Annotated in this window: 21 protein-coding genes; 11 read left to right on the forward strand and 10 right to left on the reverse strand. The window is 63.1% G+C overall.

Going from position 1 to position 23,186, the window contains the following annotated elements; all coding sequences use genetic code 11:
• The first annotated feature begins 116 nt into the window (after window positions 1-116).
• Window positions 117-557, forward strand: coding sequence for an Lrp/AsnC family transcriptional regulator (locus tag EN850_RS24525; protein ID WP_136092460.1), 441 nt, complete (start codon window positions 117-119; stop codon window positions 555-557).
• A gap of 38 nt (window positions 558-595) precedes the next feature.
• Here EN850_RS24525 and EN850_RS24530 read toward each other — a convergent pair whose 3' ends face one another.
• Window positions 596-1,129, reverse strand: a complete 534-nt coding sequence (locus EN850_RS24530; RefSeq protein ID WP_127278764.1) for a TetR/AcrR family transcriptional regulator — start codon at window positions 1,127-1,129, stop codon at window positions 596-598.
• A 145-nt stretch (window positions 1,130-1,274) separates the two neighbouring features.
• On the opposite strand from EN850_RS24530, the gene EN850_RS24535 reads away from it, so the two are divergent.
• A complete protein-coding gene (locus EN850_RS24535; RefSeq protein ID WP_135920089.1) occupies window positions 1,275-2,558 on the forward strand; it encodes an efflux RND transporter periplasmic adaptor subunit in 1,284 nt (427 codons plus the stop codon).
• Complete coding sequence (locus EN850_RS24540; RefSeq protein WP_135920087.1) at window positions 2,555-5,638, forward strand: efflux RND transporter permease subunit; 3,084 nt, start codon at window positions 2,555-2,557, stop codon at window positions 5,636-5,638. Before EN850_RS24535 ends, EN850_RS24540 begins: the two co-directional genes overlap by 4 nt.
• Window positions 5,639-5,744: 106 nt before the next feature.
• Here EN850_RS24540 and EN850_RS24545 read toward each other — a convergent pair whose 3' ends face one another.
• Window positions 5,745-6,200 carry a L,D-transpeptidase gene (locus tag EN850_RS24545; protein ID WP_127275743.1) on the reverse strand — a complete coding sequence of 152 codons (456 nt, stop codon included), beginning with the start codon at window positions 6,198-6,200 and terminating at the stop codon, window positions 5,745-5,747.
• Window positions 6,201-6,543: 343 nt separating this feature from the next.
• On the opposite strand from EN850_RS24545, the gene EN850_RS24550 reads away from it, so the two are divergent.
• Window positions 6,544-6,876 carry a hypothetical protein gene (locus EN850_RS24550; RefSeq protein ID WP_136092461.1) on the forward strand — a complete coding sequence of 111 codons (333 nt, stop codon included), beginning with the start codon at window positions 6,544-6,546 and terminating at the stop codon, window positions 6,874-6,876.
• A gap of 40 nt (window positions 6,877-6,916) precedes the next feature.
• Complete coding sequence (locus EN850_RS24555; protein ID WP_127275745.1) at window positions 6,917-7,084, forward strand: hypothetical protein; 168 nt, start codon at window positions 6,917-6,919, stop codon at window positions 7,082-7,084.
• 71 nt (window positions 7,085-7,155) lie between these two features.
• Here EN850_RS24555 and EN850_RS24560 read toward each other — a convergent pair whose 3' ends face one another.
• The gene (locus EN850_RS24560; RefSeq protein ID WP_136092462.1) at window positions 7,156-7,857 is read right to left on the reverse strand and encodes a response regulator transcription factor; all 702 of its coding nucleotides are present in this window, start codon (window positions 7,855-7,857) and stop codon (window positions 7,156-7,158) included.
• Window positions 7,858-7,902: 45 nt separating this feature from the next.
• On the opposite strand from EN850_RS24560, the gene EN850_RS24565 reads away from it, so the two are divergent.
• Together EN850_RS24565 and EN850_RS24570 are read left to right on the forward strand one after the other, a co-directional pair.
• Window positions 7,903-8,676 carry a response regulator transcription factor gene (locus EN850_RS24565; protein ID WP_189522880.1) on the forward strand — a complete coding sequence of 258 codons (774 nt, stop codon included), beginning with the start codon at window positions 7,903-7,905 and terminating at the stop codon, window positions 8,674-8,676.
• Between the two features lie 77 nt (window positions 8,677-8,753).
• Window positions 8,754-10,841, forward strand: a complete 2,088-nt coding sequence (locus tag EN850_RS24570) for a PAS domain S-box protein (protein WP_167531408.1) — start codon at window positions 8,754-8,756, stop codon at window positions 10,839-10,841.
• 133 nt (window positions 10,842-10,974) lie between these two features.
• Here EN850_RS24570 and EN850_RS24575 read toward each other — a convergent pair whose 3' ends face one another.
• Window positions 10,975-11,382 carry a hypothetical protein gene (locus EN850_RS24575; RefSeq protein WP_127872167.1) on the reverse strand — a complete coding sequence of 136 codons (408 nt, stop codon included), beginning with the start codon at window positions 11,380-11,382 and terminating at the stop codon, window positions 10,975-10,977.
• A gap of 437 nt (window positions 11,383-11,819) precedes the next feature.
• Between EN850_RS24575 and EN850_RS24580 the strand changes: the two genes are divergently transcribed.
• A complete protein-coding gene (locus EN850_RS24580) occupies window positions 11,820-13,022 on the forward strand; it encodes an aromatic ring-hydroxylating dioxygenase subunit alpha (RefSeq protein WP_136092463.1) in 1,203 nt (400 codons plus the stop codon).
• Window positions 13,023-13,032: 10 nt separating this feature from the next.
• On the opposite strand, the gene EN850_RS24585 is transcribed toward EN850_RS24580, so the two are convergent.
• Window positions 13,033-14,451 carry an aminotransferase gene (locus tag EN850_RS24585; RefSeq protein ID WP_136092464.1) on the reverse strand — a complete coding sequence of 473 codons (1,419 nt, stop codon included), beginning with the start codon at window positions 14,449-14,451 and terminating at the stop codon, window positions 13,033-13,035.
• A 269-nt stretch (window positions 14,452-14,720) separates the two neighbouring features.
• On the opposite strand from EN850_RS24585, the gene EN850_RS24590 reads away from it, so the two are divergent.
• Genes EN850_RS24590 through EN850_RS24600 form a run of 3 tightly spaced genes read left to right on the forward strand, consistent with a single transcriptional unit; the run spans window position 14,721 to window position 17,582 of the window.
• Entirely contained in the window at window positions 14,721-15,638 is a 918-nt protein-coding gene (locus EN850_RS24590; protein WP_127872038.1) for an ABC transporter permease, read from the forward strand.
• Window positions 15,635-16,456 (forward strand): ABC transporter permease, encoded by an 822-nt coding sequence (locus tag EN850_RS24595; RefSeq protein WP_127275751.1) that lies wholly within the window; start codon window positions 15,635-15,637, stop codon window positions 16,454-16,456. Before EN850_RS24590 ends, EN850_RS24595 begins: the two co-directional genes overlap by 4 nt.
• Before the next feature lie 52 nt (window positions 16,457-16,508).
• The gene (locus EN850_RS24600; protein WP_136092465.1) at window positions 16,509-17,582 is read left to right on the forward strand and encodes an ABC transporter ATP-binding protein; all 1,074 of its coding nucleotides are present in this window, start codon (window positions 16,509-16,511) and stop codon (window positions 17,580-17,582) included.
• Here EN850_RS24600 and EN850_RS24605 read toward each other — a convergent pair.
• From EN850_RS24605 to EN850_RS24630, 5 genes are all read right to left on the reverse strand, one after another.
• A complete protein-coding gene (locus tag EN850_RS24605; protein WP_135863060.1) occupies window positions 17,546-18,856 on the reverse strand; it encodes a flavin monoamine oxidase family protein in 1,311 nt (436 codons plus the stop codon). The genes EN850_RS24600 and EN850_RS24605 overlap by 37 nt on opposite strands.
• The gene (locus EN850_RS24610) at window positions 18,853-19,929 is read right to left on the reverse strand and encodes an extracellular solute-binding protein (protein WP_127275754.1); all 1,077 of its coding nucleotides are present in this window, start codon (window positions 19,927-19,929) and stop codon (window positions 18,853-18,855) included. Before EN850_RS24610 ends, EN850_RS24605 begins: the two co-directional genes overlap by 4 nt.
• A gap of 402 nt (window positions 19,930-20,331) precedes the next feature.
• On the reverse strand, window positions 20,332-21,414 hold the full coding sequence (locus tag EN850_RS24620) for an ABC transporter substrate-binding protein (RefSeq protein ID WP_136092466.1): 1,083 nt from the start codon (window positions 21,412-21,414) through the stop codon (window positions 20,332-20,334).
• A 25-nt stretch (window positions 21,415-21,439) separates the two neighbouring features.
• Window positions 21,440-22,150, reverse strand: a complete 711-nt coding sequence (gene betI, locus EN850_RS24625) for a transcriptional regulator BetI (RefSeq protein ID WP_245520745.1) — start codon at window positions 22,148-22,150, stop codon at window positions 21,440-21,442.
• A gap of 30 nt (window positions 22,151-22,180) precedes the next feature.
• Window positions 22,181-22,978 (reverse strand): methyltransferase domain-containing protein, encoded by a 798-nt coding sequence (locus EN850_RS24630; protein WP_136092468.1) that lies wholly within the window; start codon window positions 22,976-22,978, stop codon window positions 22,181-22,183.
• Window positions 22,979-23,186: the final 208 nt, after the last annotated feature.

Below are 23,186 nucleotides of genomic sequence, written 5' to 3' on the forward strand. Positions count from 1 at the left end.
CTGATTTGTCAAGCTTGGCATGGGCCAGAAAATCGGGCATCCGGCAAAGCGTCGGTTATACCGGCACAATGACCGCATTGCCCGGCACATTGACGGAACCGTATGGAGCGCGCGCAATGAAGGAACTGGACGCCAAGGACAGGGACATTCTCGGCATCCTGTCGAAGGAGGCGCGCATCCCGCTGAAAACGCTTGCGGGGCGCATCGGCCTGTCGCGCAGCGCGACGAGCGAACGGGTTGCCTCGCTGGAAAAGAGCGGCGTTATCAGAGGGTATCGGGCCGATATCGGCCAACTGGACCCAGGGTTGATCCGCGCCTTTCTGCTGGTAACGCTCACCCGCACGCCGTCGATCGGCATTCTCGACCAGCTGGCGCGCTATCCGGAGGTCCGGCGGGTATCATCAGTCAGCGGCCAGCTCGATCTCATCGTCGAGGTCGAAGTACCGTCGATCGACCGCCTCAACACACTGCGCGACCTCGTTGCCACTCTCGGCGGCGTCGAGGACCTGACAACCGCGATCGTCCTGCGCCGGGATATCGAACGCGCCGTCGACTGAACGACGGCTGCGGCGGCGTCCTTCGCCGGCCAGGCAGCCTATTTGGCGATATCGAGAAGTGAGGATACCAAAAGCTCGCGTTCGTCCTTCGACAGCACGTCGGAATCGAACAGGTTCATGCTGCGCAGTCCTTCGATGGCGAGATAGCAGACCAGCAGCGATTTGAGGTCCGGCGTCTCGCCTTTCAGGCGCTCGAAAAGCTGCCGCTTGAATGTCTTTATCGGCGTCATGAAATCGGGATCCTCGGCGATCGCCGAAAAGATCCAGGATGCGGACGGCTGCTTTTCCTCGCAATCCTCCGCTGACAGCTTGATATAGACGGCGAGGGGATTTTTGTCGTTGTCGTTGCTGTTCGCCGATTCCAGCGCTTGCTCGAAATCGCGTAGATAACCTTCGACAAGGCCCTGCATCAATTTGGCCTTGGTGGGAAAATTGTAGAGCAGTCCGCCCTTCGACACGCCGGCGCGGCTGGCGACGGCATCAAGCGACAGGCTACCAGGCCCGGATTCCCGGGCAACATCAGCCGCCGCGGCGAGAATCTTCTCGCGCGAATTCGGTCGTTGGGCTCTCATGGCGCCTCCCTAAGCAAGCTTAGGCCCAATTGACAAGACCGTCCAGACGGTACAGTAAGGCCGCCATTATTTGAAATCGGGACCTGCGGTCGATATGTGTCCTGATGTCCGCGCTTCGCGCCGGATTTCGACTGAGGGGACTTCCTTGTTCAAGCGCATACTCCGTATCTTTCTCATTATTGTGGTCCTTGCCGTGCTCGTCATCGTGGTCGGCGGCATCGTCGGCTTCAACTTCCTGCGCGACAACGGCATCAAGCAGTATTTCGCCACCATGAAGCCGCCGGCGGCGACCGTGTCGACGACCATCGCCAAGCCGTCGAACTGGACGCCGGGCGTCGAGGCCATAGGTACTGTCAGCGCGGTGCGTGGCGTCGACCTGACCGTCGAAACCGCCGGCATCGTCAAGGAGATCCTCTTCCATGCCAACCAGAAGGTTGCGGATGGCGCGGTCCTGCTGCAGCTCGATGATGCCGTCGAGCGGGCCGATCTCGAAGCGACGAAGGCGCAAGTGGCGCTCGTCGAGACGGCACTGACGCGCGCCGTCGAACTGCAGAAGCGCGGCGTTAATGCGGAAGCTACGCTCGACACAGCGCGGGCGACGGCATCGGCCACCGCCGCGCAGGTGAACAAGCTGCAGGCGGTGCTTGACCAGAAGCAGCTGAGGGCGCCGTTCAGCGGCACGGTGGGCATCCCCAAGATCGATCTCGGCCAGTACCTAGCGACCGGCACGTCCGTGGTAACCTTGCAGGATCTGGACACGATGCGGGTCGACTTCTCGGTTCCCGAACAGCAGCTGCCGTTGCTCCAGATCGGCCAGACCGTTCGGCTTGGCCAGGGCGGCGGCGACATGCCTTTCGCCGGCAAAATCCGTGGCATCGACCCCAAGATCGACCCGTCCAGCCGGCTGGTGAACATCCGGGCGGAAGTCGCCAATCCCGAAGGCAGATTGACCCCTGGCCAGTTCGTGCAGGTGCGTGTCGAGCTGCCCGAGGAGCAGGACGTGCTGTCACTGCCGCAGACGGCGCTGACCACCAGCCTCTATGGCGACTACATCTTCGTGGTGCAGCCGGCCAAACCCGCCGGGGCGGCCCCGGCACAGCCGGCCAAGCCGGAGGAAAAGCCAGCCGCGGCGGCCACCGACAAGCCGGCGGATGCCAAGCCAGCGGACAAGGCCGCTTCCGACGCCGCCAAGCCGGCCGATCCGGCCAAGCCGGCGGCGGAAGCCGACAAGCCGGCGCTGGTCCTGTCACAGGTCTTCGTCAAGCCCGGCCGCCGCAATCAGGGCATGGTCGAGATCGTCGAGGGTCTGAAGGCCGGCGACGAGGTCGTCACCGCGGGTCAGAACCGGCTCTTCAACGGCATGTCCGTCAACGTCGACAACACGATCGATCCGACCAAATCGGCGAACAAGCAGGCCGACCAGCAATGAGCTTTTCCGATCTCTTCATCCGCCGGCCCGTCCTTTCGACGGTCCTTGCCTGCATGATCCTGCTGCTCGGGTTCCAGGGCATCTTCAACCTGTCGATCCGGCAGTATCCAAAGGTCGACGAAACGGCGATCACCATCACGACGGCCTATCCGGGGGCCAGCGCCGACCTGATCCAGGGCTTCATTTCCGCCCCGATCGCGCGCGCCGTCGCCTCGACCGAGAACATCGACTACGTCACCTCGTCCAGCCGTCCGTCCTCCAGCACCGTGACGGTGCAGATGAAGCTCGGTTCCAATCCCGACGTGGCGCTGACCGAAGTGCTGTCCAAGGTCCAGGGCGTGCGCGGCACCTTGCCGGACGCCTCCAAGGACCCGGTCATCGTCAAGGGTACGGGTCAGCAGTTCGCGATGATGTACATCTCGATGCAGAATCCGAACATGACCAAGGAGCAGCTGACCGAGTATATCGAGCGCGTCATCAGGCCCCGCATGTCGACGGTCGAAGGCGTCGCCGACGTGCAGATCTTCGGCGCCCAGGAATACTCGATGCGCGTCTGGATCGACCCGGTCAGGCTCGCCGCCCGCGGCGTGACGGCTGCCGAGGTGCTGACGGCGATCAACAACTCCAACTTCCTGTCGGCGCCCGGCAACACCCAGAACGAATATGTCGTCTCTTCTATCACGGTGCGCTCGACGCTGCAGACGCCCGAGGCGTTCGCGGCTCTACCGCTACGTTCGACCGACGGCAACGTAGTGCGCCTGCGCGATGTGGCTCGCGTCGAACTCGCCGCCGCCAACACCGACACAAGGGTCTCCTTCAACGGCAAGCCCGGCACCTTCCTCGCCATCTTCCCAACCCCGGCGGCCAATCCGCTGACCACCGCGGCCGCGCTCACCAAGCTCGTCCCGCAGATTCAGGAGACGCTGCCCAAAGGCATGACGATCGAGGTCGTCTACGACGCGACCGGTCAGATCAGCGCCTCGATCGACGAGGTGTTCAAGACCATCGGCGAGGCGGTTGCCATCGTCGTCATCGTCATCCTGCTGTTCCTCGGTTCGTTCCGCTCGGTGATGATGCCGATCATCACCATCCCGCTGTCGCTGATCGGCGTCTGCTTCCTTTTGTTCGCGGTGGGCTATTCGATCAATCTTCTGTCGCTGCTGGCCATGGTGCTGGCGATCGGCCTTGTCGTCGACGACGCCATCGTGGTGGTGGAAAACATCCACCGCCACATGGAAGAAGACCACATGCCGCCCATGCAAGCGGCCTTCAGCGGCATGCGCGAGATCGCGTCGGCCATCGTCGCCATGACCATGACGCTGGCCGCCGTGTTCGCGCCGCTGGCCTTCACCGGCGGCCTGACCGGCGCCCTGTTCCGCGAATTCGCGGTGACGCTTGCCGGATCCGTGGTGCTGTCTGGCGTCATTGCCATCACCATTACGCCGATGATGTCGGCGCGCCTCCTGAAGCCCGGCAATGCCGGCCGCTTCCAGCGCATCGTCGACGGCACCTTCTCGCGTGTCGAGCACGTCTATGAGCGCGCCGTCACGGGGTCTTTGAACTATCGCCCGCTGACGCTGCTCATTGTGCTGGCGCTTGTCGGCGTGACCGGCTTCATGTTCACCAAGACCTCGACGGAACTGGCGCCGGAAGAAGATCAGGGCTTCCTGCTCTCGCTGGTGACGGGGCCGCGCTATGCGACCTCCGATTACACCGAGACCTACGTCAACCAGATCCTGGGCCTGGTGAAGGATATCCCCGAAACACGGGCGCAGTTCTCCGCCGTCGCGTTCGGCGGCACGACCAACAGCGCCTTCGTCGGTTTTGCCTTCAAGGATTGGGCGGAGCGGAAGCGCAATTCGAAGGAACTGCAGGCCGACATTACGGCTCGTATCGCCAAGGTGGCGGGTGTCCAGGCCTTTGTCTTCGCGCCGCCGACGCTACCAGGCTCCGGCGGCGGCTTGCCGATCTCCATGGTGGTGCGCTCGACCGGCGATTCCGCTCAGGTGTTCGAGGAAGCCGAGAAGATCAAGAACAAGGCGCAGGCCTCGGGCCGCTTCATCGTCGTCCAGAATTCGATGGCCTATGATGCGCCGCAGGTGACGGTGACCATCGACCGCGACCGCGCCGCCGCCCTCAACCTGCCGATCGCCGATATCGGCCGCACGCTGACGCTGCTGGTCGGCGGCGCTGAAGTGGCGCAGTTCGACCGCGACTCCAACAGCTACGACATCATTCCGCAGGTGCCGCAGGAATTCCGCGACAATCCCGAAAAGCTCGGCCAATACTTCGTACGCAGCGTGACGGGCGAGATGGTGCCGCTGTCGGCCGTGGTCACGATTTCGAACAATGCCTCGCCGGCGGCCATCGAGCAGTTCAACCAGTTGAATTCGTCGACGATCTCGGCGCTGCCGCTGCCCGGTGTCACAACCGGCGACGGTTTGAAAGTCCTCGAGGACATTGCGAAGGAGAGCCTGCCCGACACCTTCTTCATCGACTATTCCGGCCAGTCCCGGCAGGAGAAGGAACAGGGCAACACGATCCTGATCGCTTTCGGCGCGGCCGTCATTGTCATCTATCTGGTGCTGGCGGCGCAGTTTGAAAGCTTCCGCGATCCGCTGATCATCATGATGGCGGTGCCATTGTCGATCTTCGGCGCGATCGTGCCGCTCAATTTGGGCCTCGGCACGCTCAACATCTACACCCAGGTCGGACTGATCACGCTGATCGGCCTGATCACCAAGCACGGCATTCTGCTGGTCGAATTCGCCAACCAGCAGCGAGAACTGCATGGCATGCGGCGGCGTGACGCCATCATCGCCTCGGCCAAGGTGCGCCTGCGGCCGATCCTCATGACGACGGCCGCGATGGCGCTGGGCGTGGTGCCGCTGATCGTTTCCAGCGGTGCCGGTGCCGCGGCCCGCTATTCGATGGGCCTCGTCATCTTCACCGGCATCCTGGTCGGCACCATGTTCACGCTGTTCGTCGTGCCCATGTTCTACACCTTCATCGCCAGCAAGGACCTGCCGCATCTGGCGGAAAAGCCGGATCCGAAGCTGATGCCGGCGCTGCCGAGCTGACGCACAGGACGCAAGAAACAAAAAAGAGGCCGGAATTTTTCCGGCCTCTTTTTTTGGCGGTCGCTCCAGCAGCTCCGGCATATGGCCGAGCGCGGCAACCTGCCTGCTACTTGACGATGACGATGCTGGTGTTGGCCGGCCCGAAGGTCTCGACAAGCTGGTAGAAATCGGCGGCATTGTCCGGATGCAGCCGCACGCAGCCATGCGAGGCCGGCTGGCCGAGGCGCTTGATGGCATAGGTGGCATGAACCGCGTAGCCACCGCTGAAAAAGACCGAATGCGGCATCGGCGCGTTGTCGTACTTTTTCGAATACCACATCTCGTGCATGCGCGTCGGCTTGAACGAGCCGGTCGGCGTCACATGCGCCCTGTCGCCGGTGGAAACCTTCCAGGCGAAGGTCGGCCGGCCGTCGACCGAGACTTCCATGACCTGCTGCGACAGCGAAACGCGTGCCACGACGGTGTTGGCGGCATGGGCGGCGTTTGCGCCGAACAGAAGCACGCTGCCCATGAACGCGGCGGCGGTGATGTTGATGAGCTTTGCGGAAATGGCGGTGTGCATGACGTCCCCTCTCTCTGCCGATCAGGCCGGCTCCAATTCGATGGGTGGCTTATCCCTCCCGCATGTTTCGGTGATATTTCGCGAAATACGCGTTTGTGTTTCGAATTTGTTTCCCCTGGTTAACAGAGCAATCGGTATCGTCGGCAACTATCCCATCCGAAACACGTGGTCAGGGATGACGTACATAGGTATTCATACCGAAACGAAAGTTCGACTTGCCGCTATATGAAAGGATGGAGGCGAATTTCGAAACCAAACTGCAACAAAGCGCGGCTTTTGGCGGCATGATCCGGATACGGACGGGAGGCAAAAGTTGACCCAACGAAAGCAGACGGCAACGACCATGGGAACGAAAACGAACACGCGGTCCTGGCTCTTCAGGATCAGCATCGCGGCGGCGGCCATCGGCGGCGTCGGCAGCATTGCCCGCCGCCCGGCGGCGAAGCTGGCAGCGATGAGTTCGAGCGAGATTTCGACCCTGCACGTCGCTCTGTTTTGCGCCACGGTCTGGATTGTTTCCAGCCTGCGCATCGCCCGGTTGAAGGCCCTCTGGCGGGTTGGCCTTCGGCTGCTGGTTTTGCGCGGCCCCTCCGGCAACTTGCTGCCGAGAGGACCGAAGGCCCGCGCCGCGACGGGGGGCTCCGTGGGCGGCGCGGGCACTTCGGGAGTTTCCTGAAGCGACCCGCGACACCGGCATTTTTTGGGGAATTCCGACGATGAAAACGAAATTCGCAGCTTCCGTGCTTTCCGCGCTGCTCTATGCGCAGGGTCTGCTCGGCTTTGCCGCACTCGCCAGCGTGCTCCTCAAGGAACGCGCTCACGCAAGCGAGTTCGTCGCCGGCGGCGACATGGCCTCGGGTCCGTCATTGCTGGTGGTGCGCTGAACCTCGCGCGCATCGGCGCGGAAATGGAAGGGCCGATGCTGATCCGGGGAACAAGCGGGAAAAGGCAGCCGTCAGTCGGCGAACTGCCGCGGCGGATCGAACCTGTAGCCGGCGCCGCGTATGGTGGTGATGGTCTCGGTATCGAGCTTGCGGCGCAGTCGCACGATGCGCGAGTCGATCGAGCGATCGAAGGCGTCGGCATTCTCGGCCGGCGCCGCCGCCATAATGTCGTCACGCGTCAGCACCTTGCGCGGGCTCGCCAGGAACAGCCTGAGCAGCGCCACCTGGCCGGGCGAGAGCTGCTCCTGCGTACCGGAGCGATGCATGACGATCGCCGATCTCAGATCGACGGTCGCGTTCTCCAGCACGATCAGTTCCTGGGTGCCCCTGCCACGCCGCGAAAGCAGGCCGCCGACACGCGCGGCGAGTTCCCTGACATTGAGCGGACTTTCGACGACGTCGGCGGCGCCAAGCTCGAGCGCCAGCACCTTGTCGAGGAGATCGGCCGGCCGGCATATCAGGATGAAATCCGGTCCATGTTCGCCGCCCCCGCCTTGGCCGCCATAACGCCTGAGCAGATCCCGCCCTTCCGCCTGGCTGAGGCTGTCCCCGACGACGACGACATCGATGCCTCTGCCCTCCAGCAGCGATTCCGCCTCCCAGGGCTGCCGCGCCTGACGCACGTCATGGCCGCGCCGCTCAAGATGGTCGGCAAGCTCGGTCGCCACGACCTCGGCGACGGAAACAAGCGCGATGACGGCTCGTGCGGCCATGTTTTCCAACCGTTCCCTGGCAACCGGATATGAGTGCTGGACATCATGTTTATACCCAATCTACTTTCCACTGAAAGTGGGAGCGAGAGCATCGTGCGGGCAAGAATTGTCATCGTCGAGGACGAGCCCGACCTGAGGGACGCGGTCGCCGAATATCTCGGCGCCGCGGGCTATGATGTGGCGACCGCGGAAACCGCGGCCGCCGCGCGCAGCCTGATCGAGACGCAGCCCTTCCATCTGGCCATCCTCGACATCGCCATGCCTGGCGAGGATGGCCTGTCGCTCGGCCGCTGGCTGCGCTCGAAAATGCCGATCGGCATCATCTATGCGACCGCCGCCGGCACCGCGCTCGACCGCATCGTCGGGCTGGAACTCGGCGCCGACGACTATATCGTCAAGCCGTATGAACTGCGCGAGGTGCTGGCCAGGGTGCGCAGCGTGCTGCGCCGTGTCCCGCAGCCGATAGAGCCGCAGGACAGGAAAGCCAGGACCGACCGCCGCTCCGTCGCCTTCGGCCCCTTCCAGGCCGATCTCGACGGCAGGCTGGTCACCGGCGCCAACGGCACTGTGATCGACATGGCCAAGAGCGAATTCGACGTGCTGGAGGTTTTCCTGACCCGCGCCAACCGGCTCTTGACCCGGGCTGCGATCTCCGAGGCGATCGGCTTCACCGAGGATCCGGAATCATCGCGCGCCGTCGACATCCGCATCATGCGTCTGCGCAAGAAGATCGAGACGGACCCGGCCAATCCGAAATTCCTGCGCACGGTACGCGGCGAAGGCTATATCTTCTCGCTGCCGACCGGCGACGGCAACTGAGCGTCAGACCCACGGGGGTTCCGCTCCACGGCCGTTGCCAGCCGATCGATGGCGTGACTCTGGAATAGCGGCTGACAATGACGGGCGACACGGCAAGCACGGATATGCAGGGTTTCAGGCAAGGCGCGGCGATGGCGGCCGTGCGTGTCGTGCGCCGGCTGCGCGAGGCAGGCGACTGGCAGCGCGAAATGGACGGCGTATTGGAAACGCTGTGCCACGCCATGGAATGCCAGCGCGGCATCCTGTTCCGCTTGCGCGAACTGCCCGGCCAGGGTTTCGCTCAGTCGGTCGCCGCCTATTGGATCGACCCCGATTTTGGCGGCGAACTGGCCTCACCGACCGTCATCATGCAGTCGATCGTCAATTCGGATCCGCTGCTGGAGCGGCTGGCCGAGGATGAGCGGCAAGGCAAGATATTCGCCGGGCATACGCGTGATCTCTCGGGGTTCCTGAGGGCCGATTTCGAAAAGCAGAACATCAAGTCGTTCCTGTCGGTGTCGGTCTTCGCGCACGGCCATCTCTGGGGCACGCTCGCGGTCAATGATTGCGTCGAGGAGCGTGAATGGACCGATGAGGAAGAGGCGACGCTGCACATCATCGCGCTCGCCATCGGCGACGCCATCGAACACTCCCCTTCCGACGCCCATGCCAGCGAGGTGATCCGCCGCACCATGCTGCAGGCCTCGCTCGACGCCATCATCGTCATCGACGAGGCCGGATCGATCATCGAATTCAATCCGGCCGCGGAAAAGATGTTCGGCTTCCAGCGCAGCGAAATCCTCGGCAAGGACCTGCTCGATACCGTCGTTCCGGAATATTACCGCAAGGGCTATTCCTCGGGCGCCGACTACATGTCCGGCCGCGGCGCGCCCATGGTCGGCCAGCGGCTCGAGACGGTGACGCAGAATGCCGCCGGCGAGGTCTTTCCGATCGAGCTGACGGCGACCGAGATGCGGGTCGCCGACCGCCGGCTGATCTTCGGCTCCATCCGCGACCTGCGCGAGAGGCTGCGCGCCGAGGAGGAGATCAACCGGCAGCGCGAGAAGCTGCACCAGAACGAGAAGATGGCGGCGATGGGCTCGCTGCTCGCGGGCGTCTCACACGAACTCAACAACCCGCTGGCCGTGGTGGTCGCGCAATCGACGCTGCTGCATGAATTCGCAAGCGATCCGCAGACCAAGGTGCGCGCCGAAAAAGTGCGCGCCGCCGCCGAGCGCTGCGGGCGCATCGTCAAGAGCTTCCTGTCGATGGTCCGCCTCCATCCGGCGGCGCAGGCCGAGACCGATCTCAACCAGGTGATCCGCGCCGCTCTCGAAGTGACCGCCTATGGCGCGCGCTCGAGCGGCATCATCATCGATACCGATTTCGCACCGGGTCCCTTGCTGGCCATGGCCGACGCCGACCACGTGACGCAGGTGGCGGCCAATTTCCTCATCAACAGCCAGCACGCCCTGGCTGGCGTCGCCGGCGATCGGCTGATCAAGGTGCGGAGCTTCCGTGGCGACCGGGGCAATCCCGGCTTCTCGGTCGAGGACAACGGCCCCGGCATTCCCGAAGCCATCCGCTCCCGCATCTTCGAATCCTATTTCACCACCAAGCCGGTCGGTGTCGGCACCGGCATCGGCCTGTCGATTTCGAAATCCATCATCGAGCGGCACAATGGCAATGTCTGGTTCGAGGAAGTGCAGCCGAGAGGCGCGCGTTTCGTCGTCCAGTTGCCCGCTATCTCGGCAGGCATGATCGCAGCTGGCGAAAGCCAGCCGCGATCGAGCGGCCTGCGCCATGCCCTGATCATCGATGACGAGCCTGACGTCGCCGGGTCCTTGTCCGACATTCTCGAATTGATGGGCATCAAGTCGCGGATCGCGCCGGTCTGGGAATCGAGCGCCGCCACCTTGAGCGGCCACATGCCGCCTGACATCGTCTTTTCGGATCTGCGCATGCCCGGCACATCAGGCATTTCGATCTACCGCGAACTGCTCGCCGAGCGCCCCGACCTGGCGCGGCGCTTCGTGCTGGTCACCGGCGACCTCATCGGCGCGAAGGCGGAAATCGAGGCGTTGCCGGCGCAGCAGCGGCCCCAGATCCTCGAAAAACCGTTCAGCACGCTGGATGTACGCAGCGTGCTTTCGACCATTGCCGAGCAGGCCGCGTTGAAAGCATAAAAAGAGGCCCCCGGCCGACGTGCGGCGGGAGCCGAGGAGAGCGCTGGAGGTGCGCTCGGGGAGGTCAGGGTATGATCCCCAAACGGGAACCTGTTTTCGGAATCATGCCCAGGCAGAAACCCGGAGACAAAAATCAGAAGATGTTCGGCGTGCTGGTCACCGGCACGGCGTTGGCGATCATGCGGATCGCGCGGACCTTGTGCGTTCCGGACTGCTGGGCGATGGCGCGCAGGCAATCCACGCTCTCGGCGCCCCAGGCTTGCCCCTTGCAGGCGAAATCGATCGCTGGCATCGGCAGGCGGGCGGTCGTGGTTGTGGTCGGCGCACCTTCGATGACGTTGGCAGGCGGATTCAACGAAGCGAAGGCCGGACCGACCGTCGGCGTGAACGCCATGCCGGCGAAGGCGCAAGCAGCCAGCGCCATGAACATTGCCATCGGGTGGTCGCTGGCACGCTGGCGAAGGGCCAGCTTCGGGCGGCGGTCAGCGCGCTCTGGAGCCTGAAAGCGGTTGCCGCTGGTGATCTGGACTTTCGCATGCATCATCTTCCCCTTCGTTGATTTTCTTTTTGCGATAAAACGAATTTAATCGCGCTCTGTAACGGCGCAAAGGTGACGAGAGCGCGGCAATGTAACCGGATTGAAACATCCATGCGGGCAGAAACGGTCAAAATCGGTCATTGGCTATTTTGACCTGAGTGGCGGGTTGCCCTCCGTGCGCCGCCGGGGCTTTCTTGCCAGCGCAATACCTTGTCGAGGGGCGCGATTTGCAGCGTGAACCGGCGACAGGGCGGAGGTTGTGGAAGTCCGGCTAACACCCGGATTTTCCGGGGTTTTCGGGGCCCGCGGCGGAGCCGGATGCCGTTGGAACCTGGGCTTACATTTCCGATACGGAATCTGCGTATTTCCACAAGCCATTGCATTTCAATGCAAAATATGATTATATTGAATGCATATTCAATAAAAAGAAGAGACGGTTCATGAACCCGCACCTCCGTGACGTGGCAATCCCGAACGATTGGGACCGGCGGGGATTACCGGGCTGGAGTTACCATTCCGCCGCCCTTCTAGAACTGGAGAAGGAGTATGTTTTCCGCAATCATTGGCAGATCGCCGGACATGTCTGCGACATACCGAATGCCGGTGATTATCTCACCATGGATGTCATTGGCGAGCGCGCTCTGATCGTACGCGGCAAGGACGGCGTCGTGCGCGGCTTCAACAACATGTGCCGCCACCGCGGCAGCCGCGTCGTGGCCGACAGCCAGGGCAATTGCAAGAACGCGCTGGTCTGCCCGTTCCATGGCTGGGTCTACAACCTCGACGGTACGTTGCGCGGCGCCGCCCGGCCGCGCTCCTTCCCCGATCTCGACAAGACCGAGTTCGGCCTGATGCCGCTCGATCTCGAAGTCTGGATGGGCTTCATCTTCATCCGCTTCCGCAATGGCGGGCCACAGCCCTCGGTCGCCGAGCTGTTGAAGCCGATCGAACCCGAATTCGCACACTACAAGGCCGCCGACATGGTGCCCTCCTGGGGCATCTGGACCCAGAAGACACCGGTCAACTGGAAGTCGGTGCGCGACGTCGACAATGAAGGCTATCACGTCGCCATGGCGCATCCGGCCCTGCAGGATCTCTATGGCGCCACCTATTTCGACGAGCCCTTCATCAACGGCGTCTCGCGCTCCTTCGCCACCTACAACCCGCATGCCGGCCGCCGCTGGAGCGTCAGGAACTACGTCAAGATCGCGCCGGAGCCGACGCATCTGCCGGACCATCTCAGGAAGGCCTGGGTCTATTACGGCATCTTCCCCAACGCCGTCCTGTCGGTGATGCCGGAATCGGTGCAGTTCTACCAGGAGTTCCCGCTGTCGACGGGTGAGACCCTGCTGCGTGGCGCCATCTATCGCTACCGCGATGAAAGTCGCGAGCAGGCCGCTGCCCGCTACCTCTCCTTCCGTATCGATCGTGACACCATGTCGGAAGATGTGCAGCTCTCGGTCTGGTCGAACGAATCCATGCTGTCCGAGGCCTTCGAGGGGTTTTACCTCTCCGACCTCGAATATGGCGTACGCACGCACCACGACCACCTGCGCAAGCAGATTCCGGTGCTGGGCCTGGAGACCGCGCCAGAGGAAAAGGACATGTGGAATCTGAACGACGCGCTGCGGTCGCGAGTGTAGAAGCTGCCAATCATCCCCGCCACACGCCTTCTTTCCTGAGATCATCCATCGTGCGTGAAATGCCTTCGCGCAAGATGCCAACCATGTCGTCGATCTGCTCGCGCGTGATGATCAGTGGCGGCGACATCACGCACATGTTGATCAGTGGCCGCACCAGCAGGCCAAGTTCGTGGCAGTGGGCGTCGATGCGCTTGCCGACATCCTTGTCGAGTTGCAGTGGATCCTTGCTTTCGCGGTCGGCGACGCATTCCACGCAGCCCATCAGCCCCACGCCGCGCACCTCGCCGACCAGCGGCAGCTCTTCCAACGTCTTCAACCGCGCCTGGAAATAGGGCGCGACCGCCTGCGTGTGGGCAAGCACGCTTTCCTCCAGCAGGTCGAGATTCTTCAAGGCCACCGCGCAGCCGACGGGATGGCTGGTGTAGGTCAGGCCATGGCCGAACAGCGCATCGGGATGGTTGGACCGGCGCAGGTTTTCCAGCAGCCGCTCCGAGATGATGACGCCGCCGAGCGGGAAATAGCCTGAGGTGACGCCCTTGGCGAAGGTGATCATGTCCGGATCGATGCCGAACACATCGCCCGAGGCAAAGACATGGCCAAGCCGGCCGAAGCCCGTCACCACCTCGTCGGAGACGTAGAGGATGTCGTTGCCACGGCAGATCTCGCGGATACGCTTGAGATAGCCATCGGGCGGCACGACGACGCCGCCGGAAGCCTGCACCGGTTCGCCGATGAAGGCGCCTATTCTGTCGGCGCCGACGCGCGCCACCGTGTCGCGGAACTGGTCGACGAGGAAATCGGTGAAGGCGGCAAGGCTCATCCCTTGCGGGCGCCTGAACGGATCGGGCGAGGACAGCTTGACCACCAATTCGTCGGCGCCGTCCATCCAGTCGCGATCGCGCGGACGGCCATTGAGCGAGGCCGACAGATAGGTCGAGCCATGATAGGCGCCGCCTCGGCTCAGGATGAGCTTCTTTTCCGGCCGGCCACGCACATTGTTGTAGAACTGCATGAAGCGCAGCGCCGTCTCGACCGCGGACGAACCGCCCGTGGTGTAGAAGACATGGCTGAGTTCGCCTGGGGCATGGCCGGCGATGCGTTTGGCAAGCTCCGCCGATGGCGCGTTCATCGTGTACCAAGGCGTGTTGTAGGACAGCGCCATCGCCTGATCGTACATCACCCTGGCGAGTTCCTCTCGACGATGGCCGACATTGACGCACCACATGCCGGCAGGCCCATCGATCAGCCGCTTGCCGGTGCTGTCGGTGATGTAGATGCCATCGCCCTCACCGATCAGCGCGCGCGCCTCCGAACCGACGGAACCGGCATAAGGCCAGGGCTGGATGAGATGACGCCTGGCCAGTTCGGCCGCATCGTCGTTGCCAGGGCCAGCCGTTTCGCGTGCCTTCAGATCTCTCAGAGCCGCCATCATCGCCTCCACATCATCCCTCGAATTTCCCGGGCATCAATCCGGTCCGCCATGGCCGAAATCTTCGCCCTGCTCACCCGATTTTGAATGTCCGTTCAATCAACATTGCAGAATTAGCGCTTGATTTCAATCCGCGGATGCGCGCATGATGAAAGAAAGCCGGCAAGGGGAACAATAGCCGGCGCCAGCCCAATGGGATGCCGTATGGCGGGACAGTCCAGGCCAGCAACCGAGATCGCACCCGGAGCCCTGCCCCCCGGTGCCCTGTAATGACTGTGGCTGCGGAAGGGTCGCCCCCGTTGCGCATGACGCGGGCCAGACGAAATGCCCTTCTGCGATCCGAGCCCGTACAGGGCTTTGCCCTGATCAGCCCGACCTTCCTCTACGCGCTGATCCTGTTGGTCCTGCCGATCATGGTGGTCATCGCCCATTCCTTCTGGACGCAGCACTACCTGACCATCGACCGCACCTTCACGCTGGAGAACTACCGCGTCGCTCTGACCGAGCCGATCTACCGCGATCTGTTGTGGCGCTCGCTCTACATCTCACTGACGGTCAGCCTGTTCACCGTCGTCCTCGCCTACCCGATCGCCTACTTCATTTCCTTCCATGGCGGCCGTCACAAGAGCCTCTGGCTGTTCCTCATCACCATACCGTTCTGGACCAGCTATCTCTTGCGCGTGATGTCGTGGAAGGTCATCCTGGGCTATAACGGGGTCTTGAATTCCGGCCTGATGGGCCTCGGCATCATCGACGAACCATCGACAGCCCTGCTCTACAATTCGAGCGCCGTCATCATCACCCTCACCCATGCCTGGGCGGCCTTCGCCATTCTGCCGATCTTCGTGTCCCTGGAGAAGGTCGACCGCACGCTGGTCGAAGCGGCTACCGATCTTGGCGATGGCCCCTTGCGCTCGTTCCTGCGCGTGACCTTGCCGCTGTCGGCGCCAGGCATCATTTCCGCGGCGCTGATCGTCATGATCCCGACGGTCGGCGACTATGTCACGCCAAAGCTCGTCGGCGGCAAGGACGGCGTCATGATCGCCAACGCTATCCAGGCGCAGTTCGGCAAGGCCGCCAACTGGCCGCTCGGCGCCGCACTTTCCGTCACCACCATGCTGATCGTCTCCCTGATGGCGGGCGCCACGGTGCTGATCATCCGCACCTTGCAGAGGATGGCGCGATGAGAGCGCGGCGCTTCCTGCCGGGCGGCTGGCTGTCGGCCTATGCGTTCCTCTACATCGTCTTCCTCTATCTGCCCGTCATCTTCCTGCCGATCTTCTCGATCAACACGGCGGCGACGCCGAAATTCCCGCTGACCGGCTTCACCCTGCAATGGTACGAAGACCTGCCGCGCACGCCGGCGCTGCTCGACGCCGCCTGGAACAGCCTGATCGTCGGCGTCTCGGCGGCCATCCTCTCCACCGTACTCGGCATCCTCGCCGCCCGCTCGATCACCCGCTACCGCTATCCCGGCCGCCGCGCCATCAACGGGCTGATCATGGCGCCGCTTGTGCTGCCCGAAGTCATCGTTGCCATCTCCATGCTGCTGGTGATGCTGCAGCTTGGTTTGAGCTTGTCACTGTTCACCGTCGTGCTTGGCCACGTCCTGGTCTGCATTCCCTATTCGATGACGGTGCTGACCTCCGGCTTCGAAGGTTTCGACCGCAGCCTCGAGGAAGCCTCCGCCGATCTCGGCGAAAGCGCCTTCGGCACCTTCCGGCGCGTGACGTTGCCCATGGTGGCGCCGGCGATCATTTCCAGCCTGCTGGTCTGCTTCACCATCTCGCTGGACGAGTTCATCATCGCCTTCTTCCTGACAGGCACCGAGGCGACGCTGCCGATCTACATCTGGGGCCAGTTGCGCTTCGCGTCGAAACTGCCCGGCGTGCTGGCGCTGGGCACGCTGCTTTTGGTCGCCTCCTTCCTGTTGATGACGATCGCCGAAATCCTGCGTCGCCGCGCGGCCAGACGCACCCAGAACGAGGGAGGCCTCTATGCCTGAGCAGCCGCGGATCGAGCTCCCTCACGGGGACAGGATCCAATCCGAAAGGCCGATGATCGAGATCCGCAACGTCACCCGCAGCTACGGAGCGTTCAAGGCGCTGGACGACGCCTCCCTGACCATTAGGGAAGGCGAGTTCTTCTCGTTGCTTGGACCCTCCGGTTGCGGCAAGACCACGCTTTTGCGCATGATCGCCGGCTTCGACAATCCGACCAGCGGATCGATCGCGGTCGGCGGCCAGCCCATGGAAGGCATCCCGGCCAACCGCCGGCCGACCAACATGGTGTTCCAGAGCTACGCGATCTTCCCGCACCTCAATGTCGAGCAGAACGTCGCCTACGGGCTGAAGCGGTTGAAGCTGCAGGGCGGCGAAGAGAAGCGCCGAGTTGAGGAAGCACTGGGGCAGGTCTCGCTCACCGGCCTCGGCAAGCGGCTTGCCACCGAGCTTTCCGGCGGCCAGCGCCAGCGCGTCGCGCTTGCCCGCGCCCTGGTAATGCGGCCAAAAGTTCTGCTGCTCGACGAGCCGCTGTCGGCGCTTGACAAGAAGCTACGCGAGCAGATGCAAGTCGAGTTGCGCCGGCTGCAGCAGGCGGTCGGCATCACTTTCGTGCTGGTCACCCACGACCAGTACGAGGCGCTCGCCATGTCCGACCGCATCGCCGTGATGTTCGGCGGCAAGATCGCGCAGGTCGCGTCGCCAAAGGAAATCTACCAGCGTCCGGTCAACCGCCAGGTCGCCGACTTTCTTGGCGGCATGAATTTCGTCAAGGCCGAGATCGTCGAGGAGAATGGCGCCTCGCTGATCGTCGACACGCTCGGATTCGGCCGCATCAAGACCGACAAGCCCAAGGCTTTCGTGCGCAATGGCGGCGCCGCGACGCTCGGCATCCGACCGGAGCGGCTGCGCGTGCTATGGGACAACGCGACAGCCAAATTCGAGGTCGCCGGCAAGGTGGTCGAGCGCCACTATTTCGGCGAGATCACCCATCTGATCGTCGAAATCCCGGGCCTGGAAAAGCCGTTGTCGGTGACCGAGACCAACGATTTCGGCGCCGACGATATCCCGGTCGGCACCCCGATCCGCCTCGCCTATGATCCCGAAGCCCTGGTCGCGATGGCCGACTGAACATCTGCGATGATCCTGCGCGCCGCAATGCGCCCGGCCACGATCGCGCCTTCGACATAGCCCGGGAATGACGGCGACAATTCCGACGAAGCGAAATGCAGCGGCGGCGCACCGGCAAGAATGGTGCGTTCGGCATCCCTCGCCGTCACGTCGATGATCAGGTCGCTATAGGCACCGCCGCTCCAGCCATCGTGCGTCCAGTCGCGGCGGCTGAAATCGAGACTATCCGCAGCCTCCGGACCGAGCGCCTCCACAAGCCTCATCGTCACCTGCGCCCGCAGGTCCGCCTCGCCGAGTTCGTGCCAGCGCAGCGCCAGAGGCCCGCCGGCGAAGACGACAAGCGCCGCATGATCGGGATCCTTGCTGGCGTCGCAGGCAAACAGCCCCGGCAGATCCCGCCACATCACCATCCCGCTCAAATCCCGCTCGCGCCAGAATGGCCTGGGATAGCGCACCAGGATCTTGATCACGGCGCCGCTTTCCCAGGCGCCGAGCGCCCTGTCCAAGGCTGCTGGCAGGACGGGCGTGAAATCGAGCTTCGCGGCTGTCGCCGGCGGCACGGCCACCAGAACGGCGCGCGCTTCGATCACGCCATTGCTCGAGACAACACGAACCCCTGGCGGACCATATTCGATGCGGGTGACCGGTTCACCGAGCCTCACCCGGCCGTCGAAATCCCTAGCCAGATCGTCGGCCACCGACTGCATGGTCTCGCGCAGGGAATATTGCAGCTCCGGCACCTCATTGGTGATGCGCCGGTCATTGTCGATCAGGTACCAGAGCGGCACCTTCTCCAGGGCCAGGCACCACAGGCCTTCGATCATCGACCGGAAGGCCGCCTTGGCGTCAGCCGTGTCGTTCTGGCCTTCGAGCCAGTCGGCAACGGTCAGGCCCTCGATCGCGGGATCGTTGGGCTCGATCCTGTTCATGCGTTCGCGGATCGCCATCGAGGCATGATAGGTGCGCTCGGCTCTCGGGGCCGACATCGCCGGATGGGTGATGAAATCGCCCTCGACGTAGGTCTCGACGAAGGTCTTGTCCTGAGCCCGGGCCAGTTCCATCAGCTGAGGCATGTCCTCGCACAGGAACTGGCCGCCGCTGTCGATGCGCTCGCCAAGTCCGTTTCGCACCGCCTCGACGCGGCCGCCGACACGATCGCGGGCTTCCACCAGCACGAAATCGACGCCGGCGCGCTTCAATTCGATCGCGGCCGAGAGACCGGTGAAGCCGGCCCCCACGATGACGACGCCGGTCCTTTCGGTCTTGTCGCTCAATAGCCGGCCTTGATCTTCTCGAACTCGGCGACCATGCGCTGCTTCAGTTCCGGCGCGACGGGTTGCTGGAACAAGGTCTTGTCGAGGAACTTGTCGAGATTGTCGAAGCCGCGGTCGGCCAGCACCTTGTGGTCGATCGCAGCCATCCCGGCGCCATTGCCGTGGCCGTAGCCGAAGGTCTTGACCATATAGTCCGACACGCCGGGCGCATTGACGGCGCTGAGGAAATCATAGGCCTCGTCGAGCTTGCCTGGCGCATCCTTCATCAGCACGTAGCCGCACACCCAGGTCGAAATCCCTTCGTTGGTCTCGCGGTTCATGGCGATCGGCAGCCCCTGTCCCTTCAGCGTCACGAAGGTCTCGTTCCAGCCCCAGACGAGGTCGACCTCGTTGCCGATAAAGGCCTGGTTGAGGTCGGTGTCGTCGGTCCAGTAGAAACGGATGTTCTTGTGCACGTCACGCAGGAAAGCGGACGCCTGCTTGAACTGGTCGTCGGTCATCTTGGTCCAGTCCTTGAGACCGATGACTAGGCTCGCCAGCGCATAGGCGTCATCGACATTGTCGCCGATGGTGACGCGGCCCTTGAACCGCGGATCGGCGAAAATCTTGAGCGACTGTGCCTGTTGGGCCGTCACCTTGTCGGTGCGGTAGAGCAGCGAGGTGTTGCCCCAGTCGAATGGCATGAACCAAGCCTTGCCGTCGGCGGTGACGGCGAGATCCTTCATCGCCATGATACCTGGATTGAGATCCTTCCAGCCAGCGATCCGGGACGTGTCGAGCGGCTGCAGCAGGCCGGCCTCGCGCCACTTCACCACGCTTTGCGAGCAGGGATGCGCGACATCGGCCTTGAAGCCTGCCCGCATCTTCTCGAAGGCCTCGTCCTCGTCGCCGAAGAAAGCAAAGGTCGGCTCGGCGCCGTATTTGGTCGTGTACGCCGGATGCAGCAGCGGATCCTCATAGCCCGACCAGTCGAATACGACGAGGTTACCGCCGCCTTCGGCGAGCGCGTAAACCGCGCCGGCGCCAACCATGCAGGCGGCGGCGACAACAAGACGGCGAAGCGCGGAATTCATGGTGCGAAAACTCCCCCATCGCGAAAGATGCCGAGAGCGAGGTTAGGAGAATTCCCAAGCTTTGGCGAGGCCGCGAATTCGATGGAGCAACCACTTCGGACCAACTTGCGGCCGGGACCGGCAATCATTGAAGTCAGCGCTGCCCCTCATCGCCCTGCCGGGCACTTCTCCCCGTATAGCGACGGGGAGAAGAAGGCTGCCCGCAGTGCCGGCACTCTTCCTGCAACGTCGGCGATTGGCGAAACCGGCGACGACAGCGCCCCTCTCCCCGTCACTATACGGGGAGAGGATGCCGGCAGGCAGGTGAGGGGCGGCGCCAGCGCTCGAATGGATGATGGCAACCCGAGCAATCACCCTAGTTCCATATCCGAGCGGGTAGGAACGGCCACTCGAAAGCAGGCCTCAATAGCCCGCTTTGATCTTCTCGAACTCGGCGATCATCTTGAGCTTGAGATCGGACGGCAGCGGCTGCTGGAACAGCGTCTTGTCGACGAATTTCTGCACGTCGTCATAGCCTTTTTCCTTCAGGACGGCCTGGTCGACACCAGCCATGCCCTTGGCGTTGGCCTGGCCGTAGCCCCAGTCCTTGACCAGCACCTTGGCGATCTCCGGATCGTTGACTGCGTTGAGATAATCGTAGGCCTTGTCGATGTTGCCGGGCGCATCCTTGAACAACACATAGCCGCAGACCCAGGTCGAGATGCCCTCCGCCGTGTCCTTCTTCGACTTGATCGGCATGCCGGCTGCGACCGACTGCACGGTCGCATCGTTCCAGGCCCAGGCGAGGTCGACCTCGCCCCCGCTCAACAACTGCACGATGTCGGTGGTGTCGGTCCAGTAGGAGCGGACATTCTTGTGCACCTGGCGCAGGAAATCGGATGCCTGCTTGAACTGGGCGTCCGTCATCTTGGTCCAGTCCTTCAGGCCGATGGCGAGGCTCGCCAGCGCATAGGCGTCGTCGACATTGTCGCCGATCGACACCCGGCCCTTGAACTTCGGATCGGCGAACGCCTTCAGCGACTGCACGTCCTTGTCGTCGATCTTGGAGGAATTGTAGGTGAGCTGCGTGTTGCCCCAGTCCCAGGGCATGAACCAGGCTTTTCCGTCATCGGTGGTGGCGAGATTCTTCATCGCCATGATACCGGGATTGAGGTCCTTCCAGCCCGTGATCTTCGAGGTGTCGAGCGGCTGCAGCAGGCCAGCCTCGCGCCATTTCACCACGCTCTGCGAGCAGGGATGGCCAAGGTCGGCCTTGAAGCCGGAACGGACCTTCTCGAACGCCTCGTCCTCATCGCCGAAGAAGGCGAAGGTCGGCGAATCGCCGTTCTTCTCGACATATTTCGGGTGGAAGCCCGGATCCTCGTAGCCGGACCAGTCGAACACGATCAGATCCTTGTCGGCGGCGATCGCCAAGGCGGCGGCGGAGGCCGCCAGGGTTCCGGCCAGTGCGAGCGTCAGTGTCAGGCGTCTTGTCAGTGTCTTCATTGCTGTTCCATCCTCTGTGGTTTTCTTATGATTTCGTCTTTTCTGATGATTTGGTCGGGGCGGCGGCGTTCCGCGGGTAGTGTTTCGGGAAAGCCGCCGACAGGAATTCGTTCGCCGCCTGCAAGGAGGTCTCGCGGGTCGTGTTCTCGGTCCCCATCATCAGCCGCAGCCAAAGCCCTTCCAGCATGGCGCTAAGCGCCAATGCCATGACCTGCGGCTCATAGGCGTAGCCGCCGCTCTGCTTGAGCGTCGCACAGAGCTCGATGAAGATGTCCTGATAGACGACGTCGCGGGCGCTGCTCAGCGCCTGGTAGGTCGGCCGTGACTTGGCCTCGCCCCAAAAGGCGCACCATGCGGCGAGCTTGCGCTTGTTGCAGATCGAGCGGTCGAAGTCGGCAGCGACCAGGGCCTGCAGTTGGTCGGCAGGATCGTCGCCTGCTTTCTGCAGCGCATTGCGCCAATGCGCCGAATACTCGTCATACATATACTGCAGCGTCGCGACGAGCAGCTTTTCCTTGCTCTCGAAATGGAAATTGACGATGCCGCGCGACAAGCCGGCGCCATCGGCGACGTCGGCCATTGTCGTCTCCGAATAGCCGCGCTTGGCCAGCGAATCGATCGTCGCCTCGATGAGCTGAAGCTGCCTGACCTCCTTCGAGGCCTTGCGCCCGCGTTTCTCGGATTCGGCTTTCCGCGCCGGTTCAAGGAGCGCGTCCCTGGCGTCTGCCGTTTTCATGCGTCTGATGGTCTCCAGCATCGCCGGCTATCACTTTGCATCCGGCTTCGACCCGCGAAGATGAGTGGGACGGTGCTCTCCACTGTCAAGCACCTTCTGCATGGCTTCCCAGGTTCGTATGTTCTTGTCGACATAGGCCGCGCCCACCACTGCGGCAACGGCCGGATAGAGTGGTCCCTTCAGCCTTTCGAGCTCCCCTCGCGCCACCTCGCGGTACCAGGGATTACGGTCTCTGACGGTGACATCCGCAAAACCGGCGCCACGCATCGCCTTCGCATAGCGCGCTGGCGAAGCCATCGCGAAGGACAGCCCCTCGGCTGCGACATACGCCTTCATGTCGGGCGATGGTTCGCCGTCATGCGAGATCATCCAGTTGGAGGCGGCAAAGACCCCGCCCGGCTTGAGCACGCGGAAAATCTCGGCGAAGAGCCCGTCCTTGTCGGGCACATGCAACAGCGCATCCTTGGAAAAGACGACATCGAAGGAGCTGTCGGCGAAAGGCAGCAATCCCGGAGGCGCCTGAACGAAGCCGGCGCGCTCGCCAAGGCCACGCGCGGCGGCGCGCTGTCTGGCCGCCGCGATCACCGGCCGTTCGACATCGAAGCCGGTGGCGTGGGCCGCGCCGTGACGCTCGACCAGATGCAACGTGATGCCACCGCAGCCACAGCCGATATCGAGGATCGTCCTGCCCTTGAGCGAAAGCCCCTCGACCACCCGGTCGACCTCGTCCGGCCCGCCTGGCGACAGGTAGCCATCGCCCCACAGCGCCTCGAGGAAGCGGATGGCGGTGTCGTCATATTCCGGTTCGGCGTCTGCCGTTTCGATCATCAGCCCTCGGTCCCCCAATCGACGGAATGCTCGGTTCGAACGCCGGCGAAGCGTAGCGCAGATGCGGGAAAACGCAATATCATTTGTTGAACATTCATTCAGAATGGCTGGACAGAATGGCTGATGTCATGCCAAATTCCGCGCATTCGGGAACAGATCACGCAAAAATGAAGAGCGGGTCGCCTTAGCAATTCCAGGAAAAATGTGA

Origin of the sequence: Mesorhizobium sp. M8A.F.Ca.ET.207.01.1.1, from assembly GCF_004794715.1 — a bacterium.
Classification (GTDB): domain Bacteria; phylum Pseudomonadota; class Alphaproteobacteria; order Rhizobiales; family Rhizobiaceae; genus Mesorhizobium.

Coding starts and splice junctions, on each gene's coding strand:
- EN850_RS24560 (WP_136092462.1), bottom strand. CDS start 7,857: ATGGCCGCACGAGCCGTCATCGCGCTTGTTTCCGTCGCCGAGGTCGTG.
- EN850_RS24600 (WP_136092465.1), top strand. CDS start 16,509: ATGATCGAGATCCGCAACGTCACCCGCAGCTACGGAGCGTTCAAGGCG.
- EN850_RS24525 (WP_136092460.1), top strand. CDS start 117: ATGAAGGAACTGGACGCCAAGGACAGGGACATTCTCGGCATCCTGTCG.
- EN850_RS24570 (WP_167531408.1), top strand. CDS start 8,754: ATGACGGGCGACACGGCAAGCACGGATATGCAGGGTTTCAGGCAAGGC.
- EN850_RS24530 (WP_127278764.1), bottom strand. CDS start 1,129: ATGAGAGCCCAACGACCGAATTCGCGCGAGAAGATTCTCGCCGCGGCG.
- EN850_RS24630 (WP_136092468.1), bottom strand. CDS start 22,978: ATGATCGAAACGGCAGACGCCGAACCGGAATATGACGACACCGCCATC.
- EN850_RS24565 (WP_189522880.1), top strand. CDS start 7,903: ATGTTTATACCCAATCTACTTTCCACTGAAAGTGGGAGCGAGAGCATC.
- EN850_RS24590 (WP_127872038.1), top strand. CDS start 14,721: ATGACTGTGGCTGCGGAAGGGTCGCCCCCGTTGCGCATGACGCGGGCC.
- EN850_RS24545 (WP_127275743.1), bottom strand. CDS start 6,200: ATGCACACCGCCATTTCCGCAAAGCTCATCAACATCACCGCCGCCGCG.
- betI (WP_245520745.1), bottom strand. CDS start 22,150: ATGAAAACGGCAGACGCCAGGGACGCGCTCCTTGAACCGGCGCGGAAA.
- EN850_RS24550 (WP_136092461.1), top strand. CDS start 6,544: ATGGGAACGAAAACGAACACGCGGTCCTGGCTCTTCAGGATCAGCATC.
- EN850_RS24575 (WP_127872167.1), bottom strand. CDS start 11,382: ATGCATGCGAAAGTCCAGATCACCAGCGGCAACCGCTTTCAGGCTCCA.
- EN850_RS24610 (WP_127275754.1), bottom strand. CDS start 19,929: ATGAATTCCGCGCTTCGCCGTCTTGTTGTCGCCGCCGCCTGCATGGTT.
- EN850_RS24585 (WP_136092464.1), bottom strand. CDS start 14,451: ATGGCGGCTCTGAGAGATCTGAAGGCACGCGAAACGGCTGGCCCTGGC.
- EN850_RS24555 (WP_127275745.1), top strand. CDS start 6,917: ATGAAAACGAAATTCGCAGCTTCCGTGCTTTCCGCGCTGCTCTATGCG.
- EN850_RS24620 (WP_136092466.1), bottom strand. CDS start 21,414: ATGAAGACACTGACAAGACGCCTGACACTGACGCTCGCACTGGCCGGA.
- EN850_RS24540 (WP_135920087.1), top strand. CDS start 2,555: ATGAGCTTTTCCGATCTCTTCATCCGCCGGCCCGTCCTTTCGACGGTC.
- EN850_RS24595 (WP_127275751.1), top strand. CDS start 15,635: ATGAGAGCGCGGCGCTTCCTGCCGGGCGGCTGGCTGTCGGCCTATGCG.
- EN850_RS24580 (WP_136092463.1), top strand. CDS start 11,820: ATGAACCCGCACCTCCGTGACGTGGCAATCCCGAACGATTGGGACCGG.